This is a genomic window from Shewanella hanedai, assembly GCF_007197645.1.
Taxonomy (GTDB): Bacteria; Pseudomonadota; Gammaproteobacteria; order Enterobacterales; family Shewanellaceae; genus Shewanella; species Shewanella hanedai.
In genome coordinates, this window is the sequence record NZ_VKGK01000014.1 from 64,377 (window position 1) to 80,037 (window position 15,661).

The window sequence follows — 15,661 nt, forward strand, 5'->3', positions numbered from 1 at the left end:
ATGTTTCTATTAGCACTACTATAGCGTGTTGCTGCAAAAGCCGACAAACTTGTCACAAAGTGGCGTTGATTTACGGCTTTTATGGTGAATGCGATAAAATTGCCTTTCAAGCAGTAAACCGTCGACCTCGATGATACCCAGCTCTTTACGGTTTATCTCTTTCTCTAACGTCAGTTCAGATAACACCGCTAAGCCAGCTCCTTGTTTAACCGCTTGTTTTATGGCATCTGGGGTTCTAAAAATAAATCTTTCAACGGGCTGCATATCCAATGCGTTCGCGGCATTGATAAAGTAATCGCGCGTACCTGAGCCCTCCTCTCGCATCACCCAAGACTGGCCTTGTAATGATTTAGGCGACACATGTTTGCCTGCCAGAGGATGAGCAGGATGACAAAAAATAAGTAATCTATCTTTATGCCAAGCTTCAACTTTAATCCTGCTATCTAGGCATTGCCCCTCAATAAAGCCAATCTCACTTCTAAACTCTAAGATGGACTTAATCACCCCTTGGGTATTATCGATGTCCAGATCAACCTGAGCGCGGGTATATTGCTGACAAAAGGCGACGGCACTTTTGGCTAACATGAAGTTACCTATCGTCGAGCTAGCACTGACATTTAACGTGCCACTAAACTCAGCCTCTGGAGATGAAAAGAGATGTTCTATCTGATCAAATTTCTGTAATGCCTCTGTAGCCAGAGGCAAAAGTAAACTGCCTTGTGAGTTTAATCTAAGGCGATTACCCACTCGTTCAAACAAGCGTGCATCCAGTTGCTTCTCAAGTTCAGATAGAGCCATTGACGTTGCAGGTGCAGATAAGTTGACCATTTCAGCCGCTCTGGCGACTTGACCACTTCGAGCCACAGCCTCAAAAATAGTCAGTTGTTTCAGTGTAATTCTCATCAGTTTCTAATCTTATCGGTTTTCTGATCGGTTTTATAATGTTCACTTCTGCCAGCACTCGGTGCGGTTGCCCATTGAGTGGACCTTACTTTTCGTTTTTCTTGAATGGGCGTCAATGGTGACTCTAATTTTCTAGCCACAATCAGATACATGCTACCGCTACTGGGCAACCATGCCTGTAGCGCATCTTGCCAGATGCTCTCCTCTCTTATGTCACTGAGTAGATGATGATAGAGAAAACGCTCATCAGAAATCACTTGATAACCTAATAACCCTAACCAATCCTTCACTCTTGATGGCATAAAAAAGCGCCCACTCCAAGGAAGCTGCTGTTGATATTTAGGCAGCAATTTACCCATAAACGCTGGGCTTAAAGGATTAAAACCTATGATAAACAGGTAACCTCCCGAAATTAATACTCTATCGGTTTCACGAAGCATCTTGTAAGGGTCAGTCTCAAACTCTAACAACATGTTCATCACCACAGCATCAATGACGCCATTTTGGATAGGTAACGCGGTAAAGTCGGCTCTAACGGCAGCGCCATCGCCATCAAAAAGTGAAAAACGACGGCCTATTGGCAGTTCAGGCATGTTGAGCTCGGCACTTAACGCACCTAAGCTCAGCATGTGATAACCAAACACTTTTGGCCACCAAGGTGTCAAAGTGTGTTCTATTAAGCCCTTAATCTGTTCACCATGAGGAAGTTGAGACCAACTTTGTGGCGATAAGGGGGGAGTATTTTCCGACACAGCGCAATCCCTAAACAAATAAATATAATTCAAATAAAACGGGCATAACCTGTAATCTAAACACTGCTTTACTGGGAGCTAATCGTTCACTTACATCGATTAAATCCCATAAAGCGCTATACAAGTAATAGCGTTGAAAAGTAAAATGATAGTGTATACCCAAACGTCTTGAAAATGTAGGATCCTGCATCTTGAAGTGGTTTGGGTATACGTTATCACAACCTTCATTCTTCGAATGGGATTTTAAAAAGGAAATGACTATGTCTACCGCCTCTACGTTTACCGTCACCCCCATCTCGGCATTTGATGATAACTATATCTGGGTTATATCCACGCCACATTCATCATTAGTTTATGTGGTCGATCCCGGTGATGCTAATGTGGTCATTGAATATCTGCAGGCAAATAAGCTCACACTGGCAGGTATCTTGATCACCCATCATCACCATGACCATACCGGTGGTGTCAGTGCGCTGATTGATCACAGCCCGACTCAGATTGAAGTGTTTGGGCCGTCGAATGAAAACATTGCCAATATAAGCCACCCGATCACAGAACAAACCCATGTTGAATTGCAAGCATTGGGATTAACCGCGGCGATTTTCTACTTACCTGGACACACGTTAGGACACATTGCCTATCATATTCAAGATGCATTATTCTGTGGAGACACACTCTTTAGTGGTGGCTGTGGACGACTATTTGAAGGCAACCCGAGTCAGCTATATCATTCACTGCAGTCTTTGGCCAACTTACCTAGCAATACTCGTGTGTATTGTGCCCATGAATACACGCTAGCGAATCTCAAATTTGCAATGAAGGTAGAACCTGACAATGCGGCACTCATCAATTACTACAAACATTGCCAAACTTTACGCGCAAACAGTCAAGCAACATTACCTTCAAATATTAAGACAGAGCTAGAAATAAACCCTTTTCTGCGTTGTCACACACCAGATGTGATTAACGCAATAAATCTACATTTTACTCAAGAAACCAAGGATGTTGTGACCACTCTAGGGCTTCTCAGGCAATGGAAAGACAAGGCTTAATAAATCATTTACAATAGATCCGCTATTTAAGTCTCTATATTATCTACACACCTAAAAATATAGTGGGACTACATTGAGGAATTAATTGTTAGATGCGCATACAAGTATTTGTAATAGTAGGGAGCATAGCCCTACTCTCCGGTTGTCAGTCTTTAAACCAAACAACAGACACCCCTGAACAGACCCAGAACTCAGTTCAAACAGCAACCTTATCTATCCCAAAAGTCGAATCAACCCCGACTCCAGAGATCGTTGAAGTCACAGATGTCTGGCAAAGAATTCGTCTTGGATTAGACTTCCCAATTCCAGACCAAAAGCTAGTTAATCAATATCGTGACTGGTATATCAAACACCCACAGCACCTTGAACGAGTATCCGAAAGAGCTGAACCCTTTCTTTATCTGATAGTAGAAGAGATTGAAAAGCGAGGACTGCCAATAGAGCTCGCTCTACTTCCCATTGTTGAAAGTGCTTTCGATCCATTTGCATATTCACACGGCGCCGCTTCTGGTCTGTGGCAATTTACTGCCCCCATGGCAAAACATTTTGGTCTCAAAATGAACTGGTGGTATGACGGTCGTCGAGATGTCCCTGCAGCAACCATTGCCGCACTGGATATGCTTGAGTATCTCTATAAAAAAACAAACGGTAACTGGCTCTACGCCATGGCTGCCTATAACACAGGTGAAGGCCGTGTCCTTAATGCGGTGAAACGCAATAAAAGACAAGGTAAGGCAACGGATTTCTGGGCATTAGATCTTCCAACTGAAACTGAGCGTTACGTACCTCAGATGCTGGCCTTGGCTGAAGTCATCAAAAATGCTGATAAATATGGCATCAAGTTGATGCCTATCAAGAACCAACCACAAATTCAAGTCATCGATATTGGCAATCAAATAGACTTAGCCCTTGCCGCTGAGCTGGCGAACATGACCACTTCTGAGTTACACAAACTCAATCCTGGCTATAACCGTTGGGCTACAGCGCCTGATGGCCCGCACAAATTGGTGCTTCCGGTGGATAAAGCATCCGCTTTTACCCTTGCTCTTGCCGACACTAGCGCCGATGATCGACTTAACTGGGAAAGATATAAGGTAAAGTCCGGTGACAGTTTAGGCCTTATTGCACAGCGTTATCACACAACGGTGTCCGCTCTGCGTGCAGTCAATGATATAAAGGGTAATACCATCGTCATCGGGAAGCACCTTTTGATCCCTGTTGCGGCGAAGAATCCTGAGCAATACGCTTATTCAGCCAACCAGAGATTGCTTTCGAAGCACAAAGGAAAGCAAGGAACTAAGGTGAGCTACAAAGTACAGTCAGGTGACTCATTTTGGAAAATAGCTAAAGCTCATAAGGTGTCTATTTCACAACTTGCGAGTTGGAATAACATGGCACCAAGAGACAGCCTGAGGGTAGGTAAAAGCCTGACAATATGGACGGGTGGTAAACAGAAAAAATCATCCTCGGTGACTCGCACGGTCAACTATACTGTGAGATCCGGTGATTCTCTTGCTCGTATTGCGACAAAGTTCAAAGTTAGCGTTGTCGATTTAGTCCGTTGGAATGAGCTTGAGAAAAGTAAGTATATCCAACCAGGTCAAAAGCTGAAGTTATTTGTTGATATGAGTAACGTTCGAGCTTAACTCCATACTCAGAACAAAACAGACAATAAAAAGCCAGTGAATGTCGACGACAAACACTGGCTTTTTTATACTTTGATTTTCACAACACTAACAAGTTACTTCATGACCGCATTAAGGGAGAGAGTGACATCGCCCATGGCAACACTCTTAGACTCTGTCGCATGTCCTGCATAAATAGCTTTAAGCGTATAACCCGCGCCTTTAATTTGCTTCATCGTCGCTTCAGGGATCTTAAACTTAACCGTAATGGGTTTACCAACTGGTATCACCGTGTCTCTGATAGCCTGAGTAAACATCATCTCATTTGACCATGCCCAGATTTTGTTCCCCATTGGGTCAAGGAGTTGCAAATCTGCAGTCATACCTGAACGATACTGCACTGGCACACCATAAGATTGATTATTCGTTATCGTAAGAGACACGAACAGTCCCTTGTCGACAGAAGCCTCAAGTTCACCCGTTAAGAGTCCTTTCGTCATTTTGTCCTCCGAGATGCTTTTTTTAAGCATAGAATGATCGATACCATCCTTTGCTACCACAACGGCTTTGACCCTAGTCTCTTTAACAACGGTATCTTTAACTACAGGCTCTTTGACTTCACTGACGCCATTATCACTATTTTGTGGAGTCAGATCCGCGTTGATTTCAGGTCCATTCCCTTGAGAACACGCCATTAGCGTAACGGCACTCAACGTCATTAATAGATTCGATTTCATTAAAAGCCACCCAGTTTTTTGAAAATACTGTCTTTCACTTTATCTTTTACCTTATCAGCTTCTTGTTGCAGTTTCGCATCAAATAAAGCAGCAGTATCTAACGCAAATTTTGGCTCAGCAAAAGTGCCTGTAATAGCAAAAGGTATTTCGATACCATGAAGTGCATCACGCTCACCGCCGCCTTGACCTTCAAGTGAACCAACAACCGACGTCGTCAATGAATAATCTAACGCCTCAGTGATGATATTGGCTGTCCCTGCACCCGCAAGTCGGATTAAAGGTGAAGCCATTAGAAGGTCAGGATTAGAAACAACCCCATTAACCACAGAGAATGATCCTGTTAAGCTCGTAAAATCGGTTTTCTGTTCAGTCTTTTCCGTTGCAGACAGGTCCCCACCGAGTTTCGCCTTTGCATCACGGATCATCTGCGGAATGTTCACACCATAAAGCGCGCCATCAGCGATTTCAAATTGACCTTTAGCCGCAAGATTCTTCTTGAGGTTCTCAGTGACTAAACTGCGTCCTTTACCCTTCACGCTAAAATTAGCCGTTCCAGCCAAAAGATCAATATCTGCAGCATCCTTCATTAATTCATGTATTTGAACACCTTTAACAGATTCATCAAATGAATAACTCGCCACTTTTTGACGTCCATCAAGTTGGGCACTCGCTGACAACTTACCTTGGTAAAGATCGGCATTCAGTTCTGTCATCGATAAAACACCAGACTTTAACTTCGTTTTCATCAACCAATTACTCGTGTGCATGTTTGCCACTTTTATCGATTTAACGGTTAATTCAAGATTAAAGTTAACTGATTTCAGCGCTGATAAATCAGGCTCTTTATTCGAACTGGCGTTAACTGGTGCCGCTTCTTTTTCTGTCTTGGCGTCTGTTGCAGGCATAAAGGCGTCAACATCAATATCACCTAGGTTGAGCTTGCCATCAATACTTGGAACCTTAGTACCATAAGCAACCTTGACTTCACCAGACCCTTTAATGTCTGCTACAACAAGCTCATTTAATGTGACTTCAAGTATCTTCTTATCCAGCAACACCTGAATTTGTGTCTGTAGTTGACTATCAAGTTTCTTATTCGGGATCCCTTCACCCATTACAGAATTTTCAATATTCAGATCTTTAAGCTCAATCGATTGCATGTCTTGTGCAATCTTGAACATGCCCTCACCTTGACTGGTCATTGTCATATCAGGAAGCTCAGCTTTAAACTGATAAGCCAGTGAAGCAAACTTGCCTAAGCTAAGTTGACCTAGAGTTAGCTTCTCTAACTCGAATATTTGTTCTGTGCCTGCGATGTCATCAGTCATGCGAATCGTGGTGTTAGTGATTGCGATACCACCAATATCCAGAGCTGATAATTTCACATCCTCTCCGCCAGCTGAACTTTCAGTTGGCTTAGGTTTGCTTGCACCACCATCTAGACCATCAAAACTTGTTTGACCATCTTTGCGAGTTTCCAGATTAAGCGTCAATCCATCCAGATTCAGTTGTGCTATTTCAACTTCTTTACTAAACAAAGGCATTAACGCGACTTCGGCAACCACCTTATTCACTTTAAGCATGGAAGCCTCATCAAACCCCTTGGGATTCGAGAGAGAGATCTTAGATAACTCAATACCTATTGTCGGGAAAAAGGTCCAAGCAAGATCGTTTTCTATAACAAGGTCACGCCCGGTTTTTTCTTTTACAACCTCAACCAATTCAGGCTTAAAATCATTTGGGTCAAAGATAAGCGTAAGATAAGCTACCAGTGAGCCGAACATAAGCAGCAGCACAATAAAAAACCATTTCAAAATTTTCATAACAGGTTCCGTCTGAATCGAGTGAATAAGTTAAAGTATGATCGATAAATCGAGTTTATCACTCGACACTGCCACACCATTCTCATCTGAATATAACATCATACCCGGTACAATTATATTGTTAGCGATATCAAGCTTAAGGTTTACTTCACCTACGTTTAATTTAACCGTCTTAATTGGGTTAGCACCTAGCGCCTTGATACCAATATCTAACTGACTAAGAACACCCACATCCCTGACACAACCATTAATGATGATCCCCTCCCAGCCATTCTTAACGGCATCCATGGCGATCATATCTCCAAGAAGTGCTCTATTTAATGAACCGCTGCCATCCACAACAAGCACTTTACCTTTACCCTCTGTAGCCAATAACTTTTTAACCATAGAGTTGTCTTCAAAGCACTTGATTGTGACGACTTCACCCCAGAATATCTTTTTCTGACCATATTGGTTAAGAGCAATAGGTAATAATGAAAGTTGCTCAGCATAATGATCATAAAGGTCAGGTAAAAGGTCCAGCATATTAATCTCCTAAGTCAATTTTTAACAGATTAACCTCTTATCCATTTTTCAACAAGGTCATAACAAAATAGTGAGATTACTTAATAAATATTTATTTACGAATATATATATGAATATCTTTAACAAGCCAACTTAAAAGTCTATAATGAAAAATAGTCAATTCTGACTCTTAATAATCTCATTTTAAAAGTGAACAACAATGAACAATAACCTTGATTTACAAAGTGCATTAGCTGCATTGGATGAGTATGGATATGATAAAAAACAATCCAGTGATCTAACTCAGGCTCGTAACAAACAACAGATGGGTAAGTACATTGAATCTTTAGATTATAATCTTCGTCGCTTATTGATATTACAAGAGACAGTTAATGAACTTGTTGCTAACAAGAAACGCTTGATAGTTCAACAGGAAAATATTCAAACCTACAAGACCAAAGTGATTAATTTGTCTCGACAATTCAACATTTCTTATGATGATGTTTTACAGATAATGAAAGATCAGGTTAACTAAATCGTTTGGTTTATTAACATATCAACATTATATAACCATTGAATATTACCCCTAATTAATTTAAATGACTCAGTTATGCAACTCTTTGTGTTAGCTGAGGTTTTTACATTAAGCCTGCAAGAATTCTCTTTGTCATCAAACAGCAACGAACACTTGCGATACTGCCAACCATGTAAGTATTTTCACGATTTTGTGTGATTGACAATCATCAGATATCAGTAGCAGTTATCGCATAGTTTTTGTTTCTCTGCATCTTATTTTAACCTTTCCAACTAAGGTTAAATATAGTTAATACTTTCTATTAGCTAGTCGATTTCGATTTGAATTTATTAGCTAAAATGGTTTGGTAAAACTTATATAAGGGTAACCTAATCAAAAGTAATGAGCTTGTAACTAAAATATATATACTTGGTTCAATAACTTCTGATTTAACCGACCAATAGAAATGTATGGGGACTAAAATAGCGACAAGATATACAAGATTGTGTAACTGCTGCCAACGTTTCCCCATCTTACGTCTAATCACTTTAAACGAAGTAATCGACAATGCAAAAAGTATAATGTAAGCCAAAGCACCCACTAGTATATATGGCCGTTTTAATACTTCTTCAATAAGAAGTGACCATTCAAATAAGAGATCTAAACTGATAAAAGCAAAAATATGTAAGCTTGCATAAGCAAACACATATAGTCCTACAACGCGCCGAGTCTGGATCAAAACACCTTGTTTAAATTTACGTGCTATAGGAGAAATCGCTAATAATACGATTAAGGTATTAAGTGCACCGATACCCGTATAATGAATAATGAACTGCACAGGATCGCCACCAGCTTGATCCGACAATATTAACAAGATTAAGTAAGCGACAGGCAAAATAGCAATGCTGTGAATGGCGACTTTCAACCAAAAGAGATGTTTCATTGTTAAACGCATTGTTAACTCCAAGCCTGTATCCACATAGTTCAAAATAAGGTTACTCACACATAGATGAGCAACCTCAACATCAATTAGAAGTTTTTTGTTAAATTCAAGCCTTGGTACAAACCAGACACCTGTTCTTCGTAACCATTAAAGGGCAGTGTTTTTATTCGCTTAGCAGAAAATAATCCGCCTTCACCAATCCGTCTCTCACTCGCCTGAGACCAACGTGGATGATCGACATCAGGATTGACATTGGCATAGAAACCATACTCTTGTGGAGCAAGTTGATTCCAACTTGTTGGCGGCCTCTTATCCATCACTCGGATCCGAACTAACGACTTAATACTCTTGAAACCATATTTCCAAGGAACCACTAAACGTATCGGTGCTCCATTTTGTGGCGGTAAACTTTTACCATAAAGACCAACGGCTAAAAATGACAGATCATTCATCGCTTCAGCGATGGTCAACCCTTCTACATATGGATAGTGGATCCCTCCACCCATTAAACGGCTCTTTTGTCCCGGCATCTGCTCAGGATCAAACAATGTCTCAAATGCCACATATTTAGCCTTACTGGTCAATCCTGCTTTTTTCAGTAAAGAAGCTAAAGGAAAGCCAACCCAAGGGATAACCATAGACCACGCCTCAACACAACGTAAACGGTAAGTACGCTCTTCCAGCGCCATCATCTTGGTTAAATCATCTAGCCCTAGCGTAATGGGGTGGTCAACCTCACCATCGATAACCAGTGTCCACGGATCGACCTTAAAGTCTTGCGCGTTTTCTGCCGGATCTGATTTATCTGTCCCAAATTCATAGAAATTATTATGGCGGATCACCTTCTCGAAAGGTGTCTTTGCTTCGTTGACTTCAAAGCCTGTATTTACCGTGAATGCCAACGGAGAGGTGATAAAAGGCACACTAGGCTTATTTTCGCCAAACAGGTCGAAAATACCCGCTTGTACTTGACCAGGAATACTCGCACCTACAGCGCCCAAACCTAAGGCTTTAATGATGTTACGACGGTCATTAAACACTGATTCAGGCGTGATGTCTGAACTCTTTAATGTGTCCCAAGAAGGTCTTTTTTTAAAATGCATCGAATAGTCCTTTTATTATTTCTTCATAGATAAGACCGCAATATCCCCAATTCAATTTCATATAAATTGAGTTCAATGACGACACTCGAAAAAATTGCCATATTCTGATTATAGTTACAGCTGAGCAGAGTAAATCTAGTATTAATAGCCATCTTTGATAACAGAGACTCAACAAGTGATTAATAGTTATTCATTTACACCTATGTGACTTGAACTAGCTGAGCCGAAATGCGAATCTTAGGGCTCTCTTTGACCAAGGCCAGCTTTCATGCCCATCGATATCACTCTATCCGTCCCTGAAATCATTGCACTTATCGCGATCTCTTTTCTTTCAATACTCATTGGTGCACTGCTCAATCAAAAGCTCACCAGACGTCGCTGGGAACTGTCTAAAGAACACATTGAGAATAGTCATCAACAAGAGATAGAACAATATACGCAAGAACTACAACATAAAGAATCTGTTTTATGTGAGAAAGATCAGCAACTGGAGCAAGTACAATTCAAACTTGAACAACAACTATCAGCATTCGGAAAGGCTCAAGCTGATGCACAGCGATGCACGGGTCTTGAACTCCAACTCAAAGAGCTACAGCGTAAGTTAATGGAATCTCAGCTCGCGTTATCTAAATCAAACGCCATGCAGCAAACCCTAACGGTTAAATTCACTGCTGAACAACAAGCCCTTGAAGATAAACTTCAACTACTTGAAACGGCTGAAGCAAGATTAAATACCCAATTTGAAAATCTCGCCAATAAAATATTTGAAGAACGTTCTGAAAAATTCCAACACCAAAATACTAGCCAACTAGACTCCGTACTTGCGCCTTTCAAACAACAGCTTGAAGGCTTTAGAAAACAAGTGAGTGAATCTTACACTCATGAGCAATCCCAACGCAGCGCATTTAATCATCAACTTGAATCCCTCAAGGCGTTGAATATGCAAATGAGTCAAGATGCCGTCAACCTCACCAATGCGTTAAAAGGCGACAATAAACAGCAAGGTAACTGGGGAGAAGTCATTTTAGAGCGGGTTTTGCAGGAGAGTGGTTTACGTGAAGGTCATGAATACGAGACTCAAACTGAACTGAAGAATGATGAGGGCAAACGCTTTAAACCCGATGTTATTGTCCACCTTCCAGAAAACAAAGATGTCGTTATTGATGCAAAAATGTCTCTCGTGGCTTACGAGCGCTACTTTAACAGTGATGATAACGCTATACGTATTCAAGCACTCAAAGAACATGTGATCTCAATACGCAGTCATATTAAAGGACTTAGCAATAAGGATTATCAAAAACTTCACGGGCTAACAAGCTTGGATTATGTGTTAATGTTTATTCCATTAGAGCCTGCATTTCTTCTCGCTCTTGAGCATGATCCTAGTTTGGTTAACTATGCACTAGAACACAACATCATGATCGTCAGCCCGACAAACCTACTTGTCGCTCTAAGAACCATCAACAATATTTGGCGTTACGAGTACCAAAATCAAAATGCACAACATATCGCCAAGCAAGCAGGGAAAATATACGATAAACTTTGTGGCTACATAGAAGACATGGAAAAGTTGGGTCGCGCCATCGAGGGGGCTGAAAAAAGCTACGCTAGTGCCATGAACAAACTCTCAAGTGGAAAAGGTAACTTAGTTAAGCAAGCGCATCAGATGCAGCAACTCGGTGTAGACACCAGTAAAAAACTAGATCAACGCATGCTAGATCAAGCCCTATCTGACTATCAATTTGATGATAAGCAGCTTAACTGATCCACGCCTAAGTTAGGGCACCAGATAATATGGATATTAAAGGAAAAGTAGTAATGCGCATTCAGGTCGTTGGCATTCTCAAACACGTTTTATCTAAAGTTGGTCCTTTGCTTGTTGTTCTATCAAGTGTCGCTATCGCGAACATGACGCATGCAAGCTCATTAACGCAAGAACAACAAACATACTTAGATGCACGAGACGCCTTAGATAAAAAGCAGACAAAAGAGTATGCCCGCTTAAGGTCTTTGCTCGCTGATTATCCGTTAACCGTTTATCTGGATTATCATGCCAACATCAATACCATATTGGCCTACAAGGGAGCCAAAGCAGATAAGGCGCTTGAACAATTTAAAGACACTCCCCTTTTTAATTCCGCTAGATATCGTTATCTCCAACATGTTGGGGCTCAAAAACGTTGGGCAGACTTTTTAGCCATCAGCCCGACTTCTCCGAATAATATCACGTTGCAGTGTTACTACTATCGAGCAGAGCTATCCCAAGGCGATAAAGAACAGGCTTATAAAGGAGCGAAATCACTTTGGTTATACGGAAAGTCTCGTCCTAAAGAGTGCGATCCTCTCTTTTCTGCATGGCGAAAGAATGGCGGTATGACCCAAGAGTTAATTTGGTCTCGTATGTTGCTCAGTTTTAATGCTAACCAATACGGGCTATTAACCTACCTATCCCGTAAAGTCACCAGCCAACAGAAAGCGGCAAAAACGTTAATGGCCGTTTACAAAGATCCTAGAAGCTTACGCCATGCCCAAAAATTTTCAGCTCCAGCAAAGATCTATGCAGACATTGTCGATGCCGGCTTACGAAAATTAGCGCGAAAAGATCTTAAACAAGCCGTAAAGCTCTTTGCTAGCTATCAAAAAACTGGCCGATTTAGCGATTATCAAGGCCGTAAGCTAGGACGTTATTTAGTTAAACGGGCTGTAATACGACAAGAGGAACAACTAAAAGGGTTTGTCGATACCATGTTACCTCTGCTAGACAGTGATGATCTTGTGGAGTTAAGACTCAGGTGGGCAATACGTGAAAATGACAATCAATCCATCACAACGACCCTTCCACTGCTTAGTGAGCAGAAAAAGGCAAAATCAAGATGGCAGTATTGGCTTTCTAGAGAGGCGGGCAACACGGAATCTGCTCACAGCAAAATCCTTAATGACCTAAGCCAGCAACGCAATTTCTATGGTTTTTCCGCCGCGAATGAGCTCAATGCTGACTATCAACTCCAAGATAAGCTCTCAAAAAGCGACCCGGTCAATCATAAAAAACTGTACGATGATTCAGGTCTGTCTCGGGTTATCGAACTGCTGGCGTTAGATAAAAACATTGATGCTAGAGCTGAATGGGTACTCATGCTCGGACGACACAATAAAATGATGCAAAAAGAGTACGCCGTTTTAGCCTTAGAGAACCAATGGCACTCCCTAGGTGTTCAAGCAAGTATTCAAGGTAAGTTATGGAACGACATGACCATTCGTTTTCCCTATGCAGCAAACGATGAATTTACCAAGGCCAGCAAGCAATACAAAGTCAATGTTGACGAAATACGGGCTATCGCTCGACGAGAAAGTGCATTTTATTCATATGCCACCTCAGGTGCTGGAGCAAGAGGTTTGATGCAACTTATGCCCGCTACGGCAAAAGAGACCGCAAGAAAACACAAGCTAGCATACAAGAACAAACGCAGTTTATATCACGCTAATATCAATGTTCCTCTTGGCAGTGCTTACTACGCCTCCTTACTTAAGCAGTTCAACAATAACCGTGTGCTGGCAACAGCAGCTTATAACGCGGGTCCGCATAGGGTAAAGAGCTGGCTAAAAGTATCGAATGGACAATTGGATGTCATTGAGTTTATTGAATCCCTCCCCTTTACTGAAACACGAGAATATGTCCAAGCCGTGTTTAGTTATCGGGTGATTTATCAGATAAAACAGGGCAAGAAACCTGAATTATTCTCCGCTGCTGAGCTAAACTTCAAATACTAATGCCTCCAAGCTCCCCTCTTTAACCTGAAATGTTACAACAACAGGGTTTAAAGGGGGGATGAAATATAGCGGCTCCCCCTGATAACTCATTTGTCCTAAGTGTATAAAAATCTATCAAACAGACCTCGTTAACGTGAAAGTTTTAGACACGCATACTAGAATGTGAATAATAATGATTTAGATTAAGGATAAACTCATAAAGATGATCACACTCGACACACTTTTATTAAGTGCTGAATATCAGCCCCTTGTTGATGCCAAGAGTTTACATGTCTGCGGTTATGAGGCGTTATCACGTTTTAAAGATAAACAAGGAAAGGCTACACCGCCTAATATCATCTTCGAGCAACTCCACGAACAAAGCCATCTACTGTCATTGATTGAACACAAAGCAAAAGCGTTTCAAATTGAACATTCAGATTTAACACTCCCCCTATTTATCAATTTAGATCCCCATGCCGCTGAGCATAACTTTGACGAGATGCTCGTGCTTTTGTCTTCTCGGGCAGATATCACTGTGGAACTTATCGAAAATACCTGTATAAATGATGCCAGACTCTCAAGCAAGCTCCTTTCTCAGCTAAAAGCCAAACAGATAAGCGTAGCACTGGATGATATTGGCGCGCCCCACTCTATGCTCTCGCTAGATCTCCTCAGCCAAGTCAACACGCTCAAATTCGATATCGATTGGTTCAATAAAACCTCACCCAGTGATCTTAATTTGATAAAAGCATTAATTCAGTTTGCCAAATCCAGTGATAAACTTTGCGTACTGGAAGGGATTGAGACACTCGCACAACTTGAATTGGCCCGTGGACTCGAGATTGATCTAGTACAAGGCTTTTTATTCAAAGAACAGTTTGTCACAGCCCCCACTTCCATCGCCTTAATCCCATAATATTCGAGAGGATTGAATAAAAATATTCAACACAGCTATAAACTTAACTGGATCCTAACAGTGGTTTGCCCCATAGTTTGTTATCAAGCAGTTAATCAATTGCAAAGTGGTAAGGAGTCCGATGGCACAGCAAAGCATTTCTCAGATAATCGCCCAACTTGAAAAGGTGCTTTTAGGAAAACCTGCACAAATTAAACTGGCACTGACCTGCATTCTTGCTAGAGGTCACCTACTTATCGAAGATCTACCCGGCATGGGTAAAACGAGCCTATCCCACGGTATCGCCCAAACGTTAGGGTTAAGCTATCAAAGGGTACAATTTACCAGTGATATGTTACCGGCAGACATCTTAGGCGTCTCAATTTTTGACAGTGAACAATCACAATTTGTTTTTCATCCTGGGCCTATTTTTAAACAGATGATCTTAGCCGATGAAATAAATCGAGCCAGCCCGAAAACCCAAAGTGCGCTACTCGAAGCCATGGCTGAAAATCAGATCACCGTTGATGGTATTACACACCCATTGCCCAACCCTTTTTTTGTGATCGCGACGCAAAACCCCAGTGAACAATCTGGTACCTTTCCTTTACCAGAGTCTCAATTAGATCGATTCATGATGCGTCTCTCTATCGGCTATCCCAATGCAGACGCTGAACTTGAGATGCTCAAAAACCATGTACAACCCACTCAGATAACCACGCTTCCTCAATGTATCGCTCAGCTTGAACTCATTGAGCTGCAAAAAATGGTAGACAAGGTAAGTGCATCCGATGCGCTCTTAGGGTATATCCTTGCGCTAATCGAAGCATCCCGCGTTCAGAAAGAGGGATATGGCCTTTCTCCTAGAGCAACTAAAGCCTTGCTTCAATCGGCAAAAGCCTGGGCCTTCATTCAAGGACGAAGTTACTTAGTCCCTGAAGATGTTCAAGCCGTATTTTCATCGGTCGCTGAACACAGGATCCGCAGCAGTAGCCAACAACAGGGTGAAGCGATTTCACAAAGAATACTCAGTAATACCAACCCGATATTATAGATGCGC

The 15,661-nt window shown here is 41.5% G+C and carries 14 protein-coding genes; 7 read left to right on the forward strand and 7 right to left on the reverse strand.

What is annotated here, in order from left to right; translation table 11 throughout:
* Nucleotides 1–18: 18 nt before the first annotated feature.
* Both FN961_RS12710 and FN961_RS12715 read right to left on the reverse strand, forming a co-directional pair.
* Nucleotides 19–903 (reverse strand): LysR substrate-binding domain-containing protein, encoded by an 885-nt coding sequence (locus tag FN961_RS12710; protein ID WP_144040549.1) that lies wholly within the window; start codon nucleotides 901–903, stop codon nucleotides 19–21.
* On the reverse strand, nucleotides 903–1,655 hold the full coding sequence (locus tag FN961_RS12715; RefSeq protein WP_144040550.1) for a class I SAM-dependent methyltransferase: 753 nt from the start codon (nucleotides 1,653–1,655) through the stop codon (nucleotides 903–905). Before FN961_RS12715 ends, FN961_RS12710 begins: the two co-directional genes overlap by 1 nt.
* Nucleotides 1,656–1,915: 260 nt before the next feature.
* On the opposite strand from FN961_RS12715, the gene gloB reads away from it, so the two are divergent.
* Together gloB and FN961_RS12725 are read left to right on the forward strand one after the other, a co-directional pair.
* Nucleotides 1,916–2,707, forward strand: a complete 792-nt coding sequence (gene gloB / locus FN961_RS12720; RefSeq protein WP_185972787.1) for a hydroxyacylglutathione hydrolase — start codon at nucleotides 1,916–1,918, stop codon at nucleotides 2,705–2,707.
* Between the two features lie 92 nt (nucleotides 2,708–2,799).
* A complete protein-coding gene (locus FN961_RS12725) occupies nucleotides 2,800–4,353 on the forward strand; it encodes a LysM peptidoglycan-binding domain-containing protein (protein WP_144040552.1) in 1,554 nt (517 codons plus the stop codon).
* A 95-nt stretch (nucleotides 4,354–4,448) separates the two neighbouring features.
* Here FN961_RS12725 and FN961_RS12730 read toward each other — a convergent pair whose 3' ends face one another.
* The 3 genes from FN961_RS12730 to FN961_RS12740 are packed head-to-tail and all read right to left on the reverse strand — an operon-like array spanning nucleotide 4,449 to nucleotide 7,417.
* The gene (locus FN961_RS12730; RefSeq protein ID WP_144040553.1) at nucleotides 4,449–5,069 is read right to left on the reverse strand and encodes a BsuPI-related putative proteinase inhibitor; all 621 of its coding nucleotides are present in this window, start codon (nucleotides 5,067–5,069) and stop codon (nucleotides 4,449–4,451) included.
* Nucleotides 5,069–6,892 carry an AsmA family protein gene (locus tag FN961_RS12735; protein ID WP_144040554.1) on the reverse strand — a complete coding sequence of 608 codons (1,824 nt, stop codon included), beginning with the start codon at nucleotides 6,890–6,892 and terminating at the stop codon, nucleotides 5,069–5,071. Before FN961_RS12735 ends, FN961_RS12730 begins: the two co-directional genes overlap by 1 nt.
* A 30-nt stretch (nucleotides 6,893–6,922) precedes the next feature.
* Nucleotides 6,923–7,417: a putative 4-hydroxy-4-methyl-2-oxoglutarate aldolase gene (locus tag FN961_RS12740; protein ID WP_144040555.1), complete on the reverse strand. Its 495-nt coding sequence runs from the start codon at nucleotides 7,415–7,417 to the stop codon at nucleotides 6,923–6,925.
* Nucleotides 7,418–7,616: 199 nt separating this feature from the next.
* Between FN961_RS12740 and FN961_RS12745 the strand changes: the two genes are divergently transcribed.
* Entirely contained in the window at nucleotides 7,617–7,931 is a 315-nt protein-coding gene (locus tag FN961_RS12745; protein ID WP_144040556.1) for a hypothetical protein, read from the forward strand.
* Nucleotides 7,932–8,232: 301 nt separating this feature from the next.
* Here the strand turns inward: FN961_RS12745 and msrQ are convergent, their stop codons facing one another.
* Together msrQ and msrP are read right to left on the reverse strand one after the other, a co-directional pair.
* A complete protein-coding gene (gene msrQ, locus FN961_RS12750; protein WP_144040557.1) occupies nucleotides 8,233–8,865 on the reverse strand; it encodes a protein-methionine-sulfoxide reductase heme-binding subunit MsrQ in 633 nt (210 codons plus the stop codon).
* A 74-nt stretch (nucleotides 8,866–8,939) separates the two neighbouring features.
* Nucleotides 8,940–9,956 (reverse strand): protein-methionine-sulfoxide reductase catalytic subunit MsrP, encoded by a 1,017-nt coding sequence (gene msrP / locus FN961_RS12755; RefSeq protein WP_144040558.1) that lies wholly within the window; start codon nucleotides 9,954–9,956, stop codon nucleotides 8,940–8,942.
* Between the two features lie 268 nt (nucleotides 9,957–10,224).
* Between msrP and rmuC the strand changes: the two genes are divergently transcribed.
* From rmuC to FN961_RS12775, 4 genes are all read left to right on the forward strand, one after another.
* On the forward strand, nucleotides 10,225–11,721 hold the full coding sequence (gene rmuC, locus FN961_RS12760; protein WP_144040559.1) for a DNA recombination protein RmuC: 1,497 nt from the start codon (nucleotides 10,225–10,227) through the stop codon (nucleotides 11,719–11,721).
* 53 nt (nucleotides 11,722–11,774) lie between these two features.
* Nucleotides 11,775–13,724: a transglycosylase SLT domain-containing protein gene (locus FN961_RS12765; protein ID WP_144040560.1), complete on the forward strand. Its 1,950-nt coding sequence runs from the start codon at nucleotides 11,775–11,777 to the stop codon at nucleotides 13,722–13,724.
* 202 nt (nucleotides 13,725–13,926) lie between these two features.
* Nucleotides 13,927–14,622: an EAL domain-containing protein gene (locus FN961_RS12770; RefSeq protein WP_144040561.1), complete on the forward strand. Its 696-nt coding sequence runs from the start codon at nucleotides 13,927–13,929 to the stop codon at nucleotides 14,620–14,622.
* 121 nt (nucleotides 14,623–14,743) lie between these two features.
* Nucleotides 14,744–15,655 (forward strand): AAA family ATPase, encoded by a 912-nt coding sequence (locus tag FN961_RS12775; protein ID WP_144040562.1) that lies wholly within the window; start codon nucleotides 14,744–14,746, stop codon nucleotides 15,653–15,655.
* The last annotated feature ends 6 nt before the right edge of the window (nucleotides 15,656–15,661 follow it).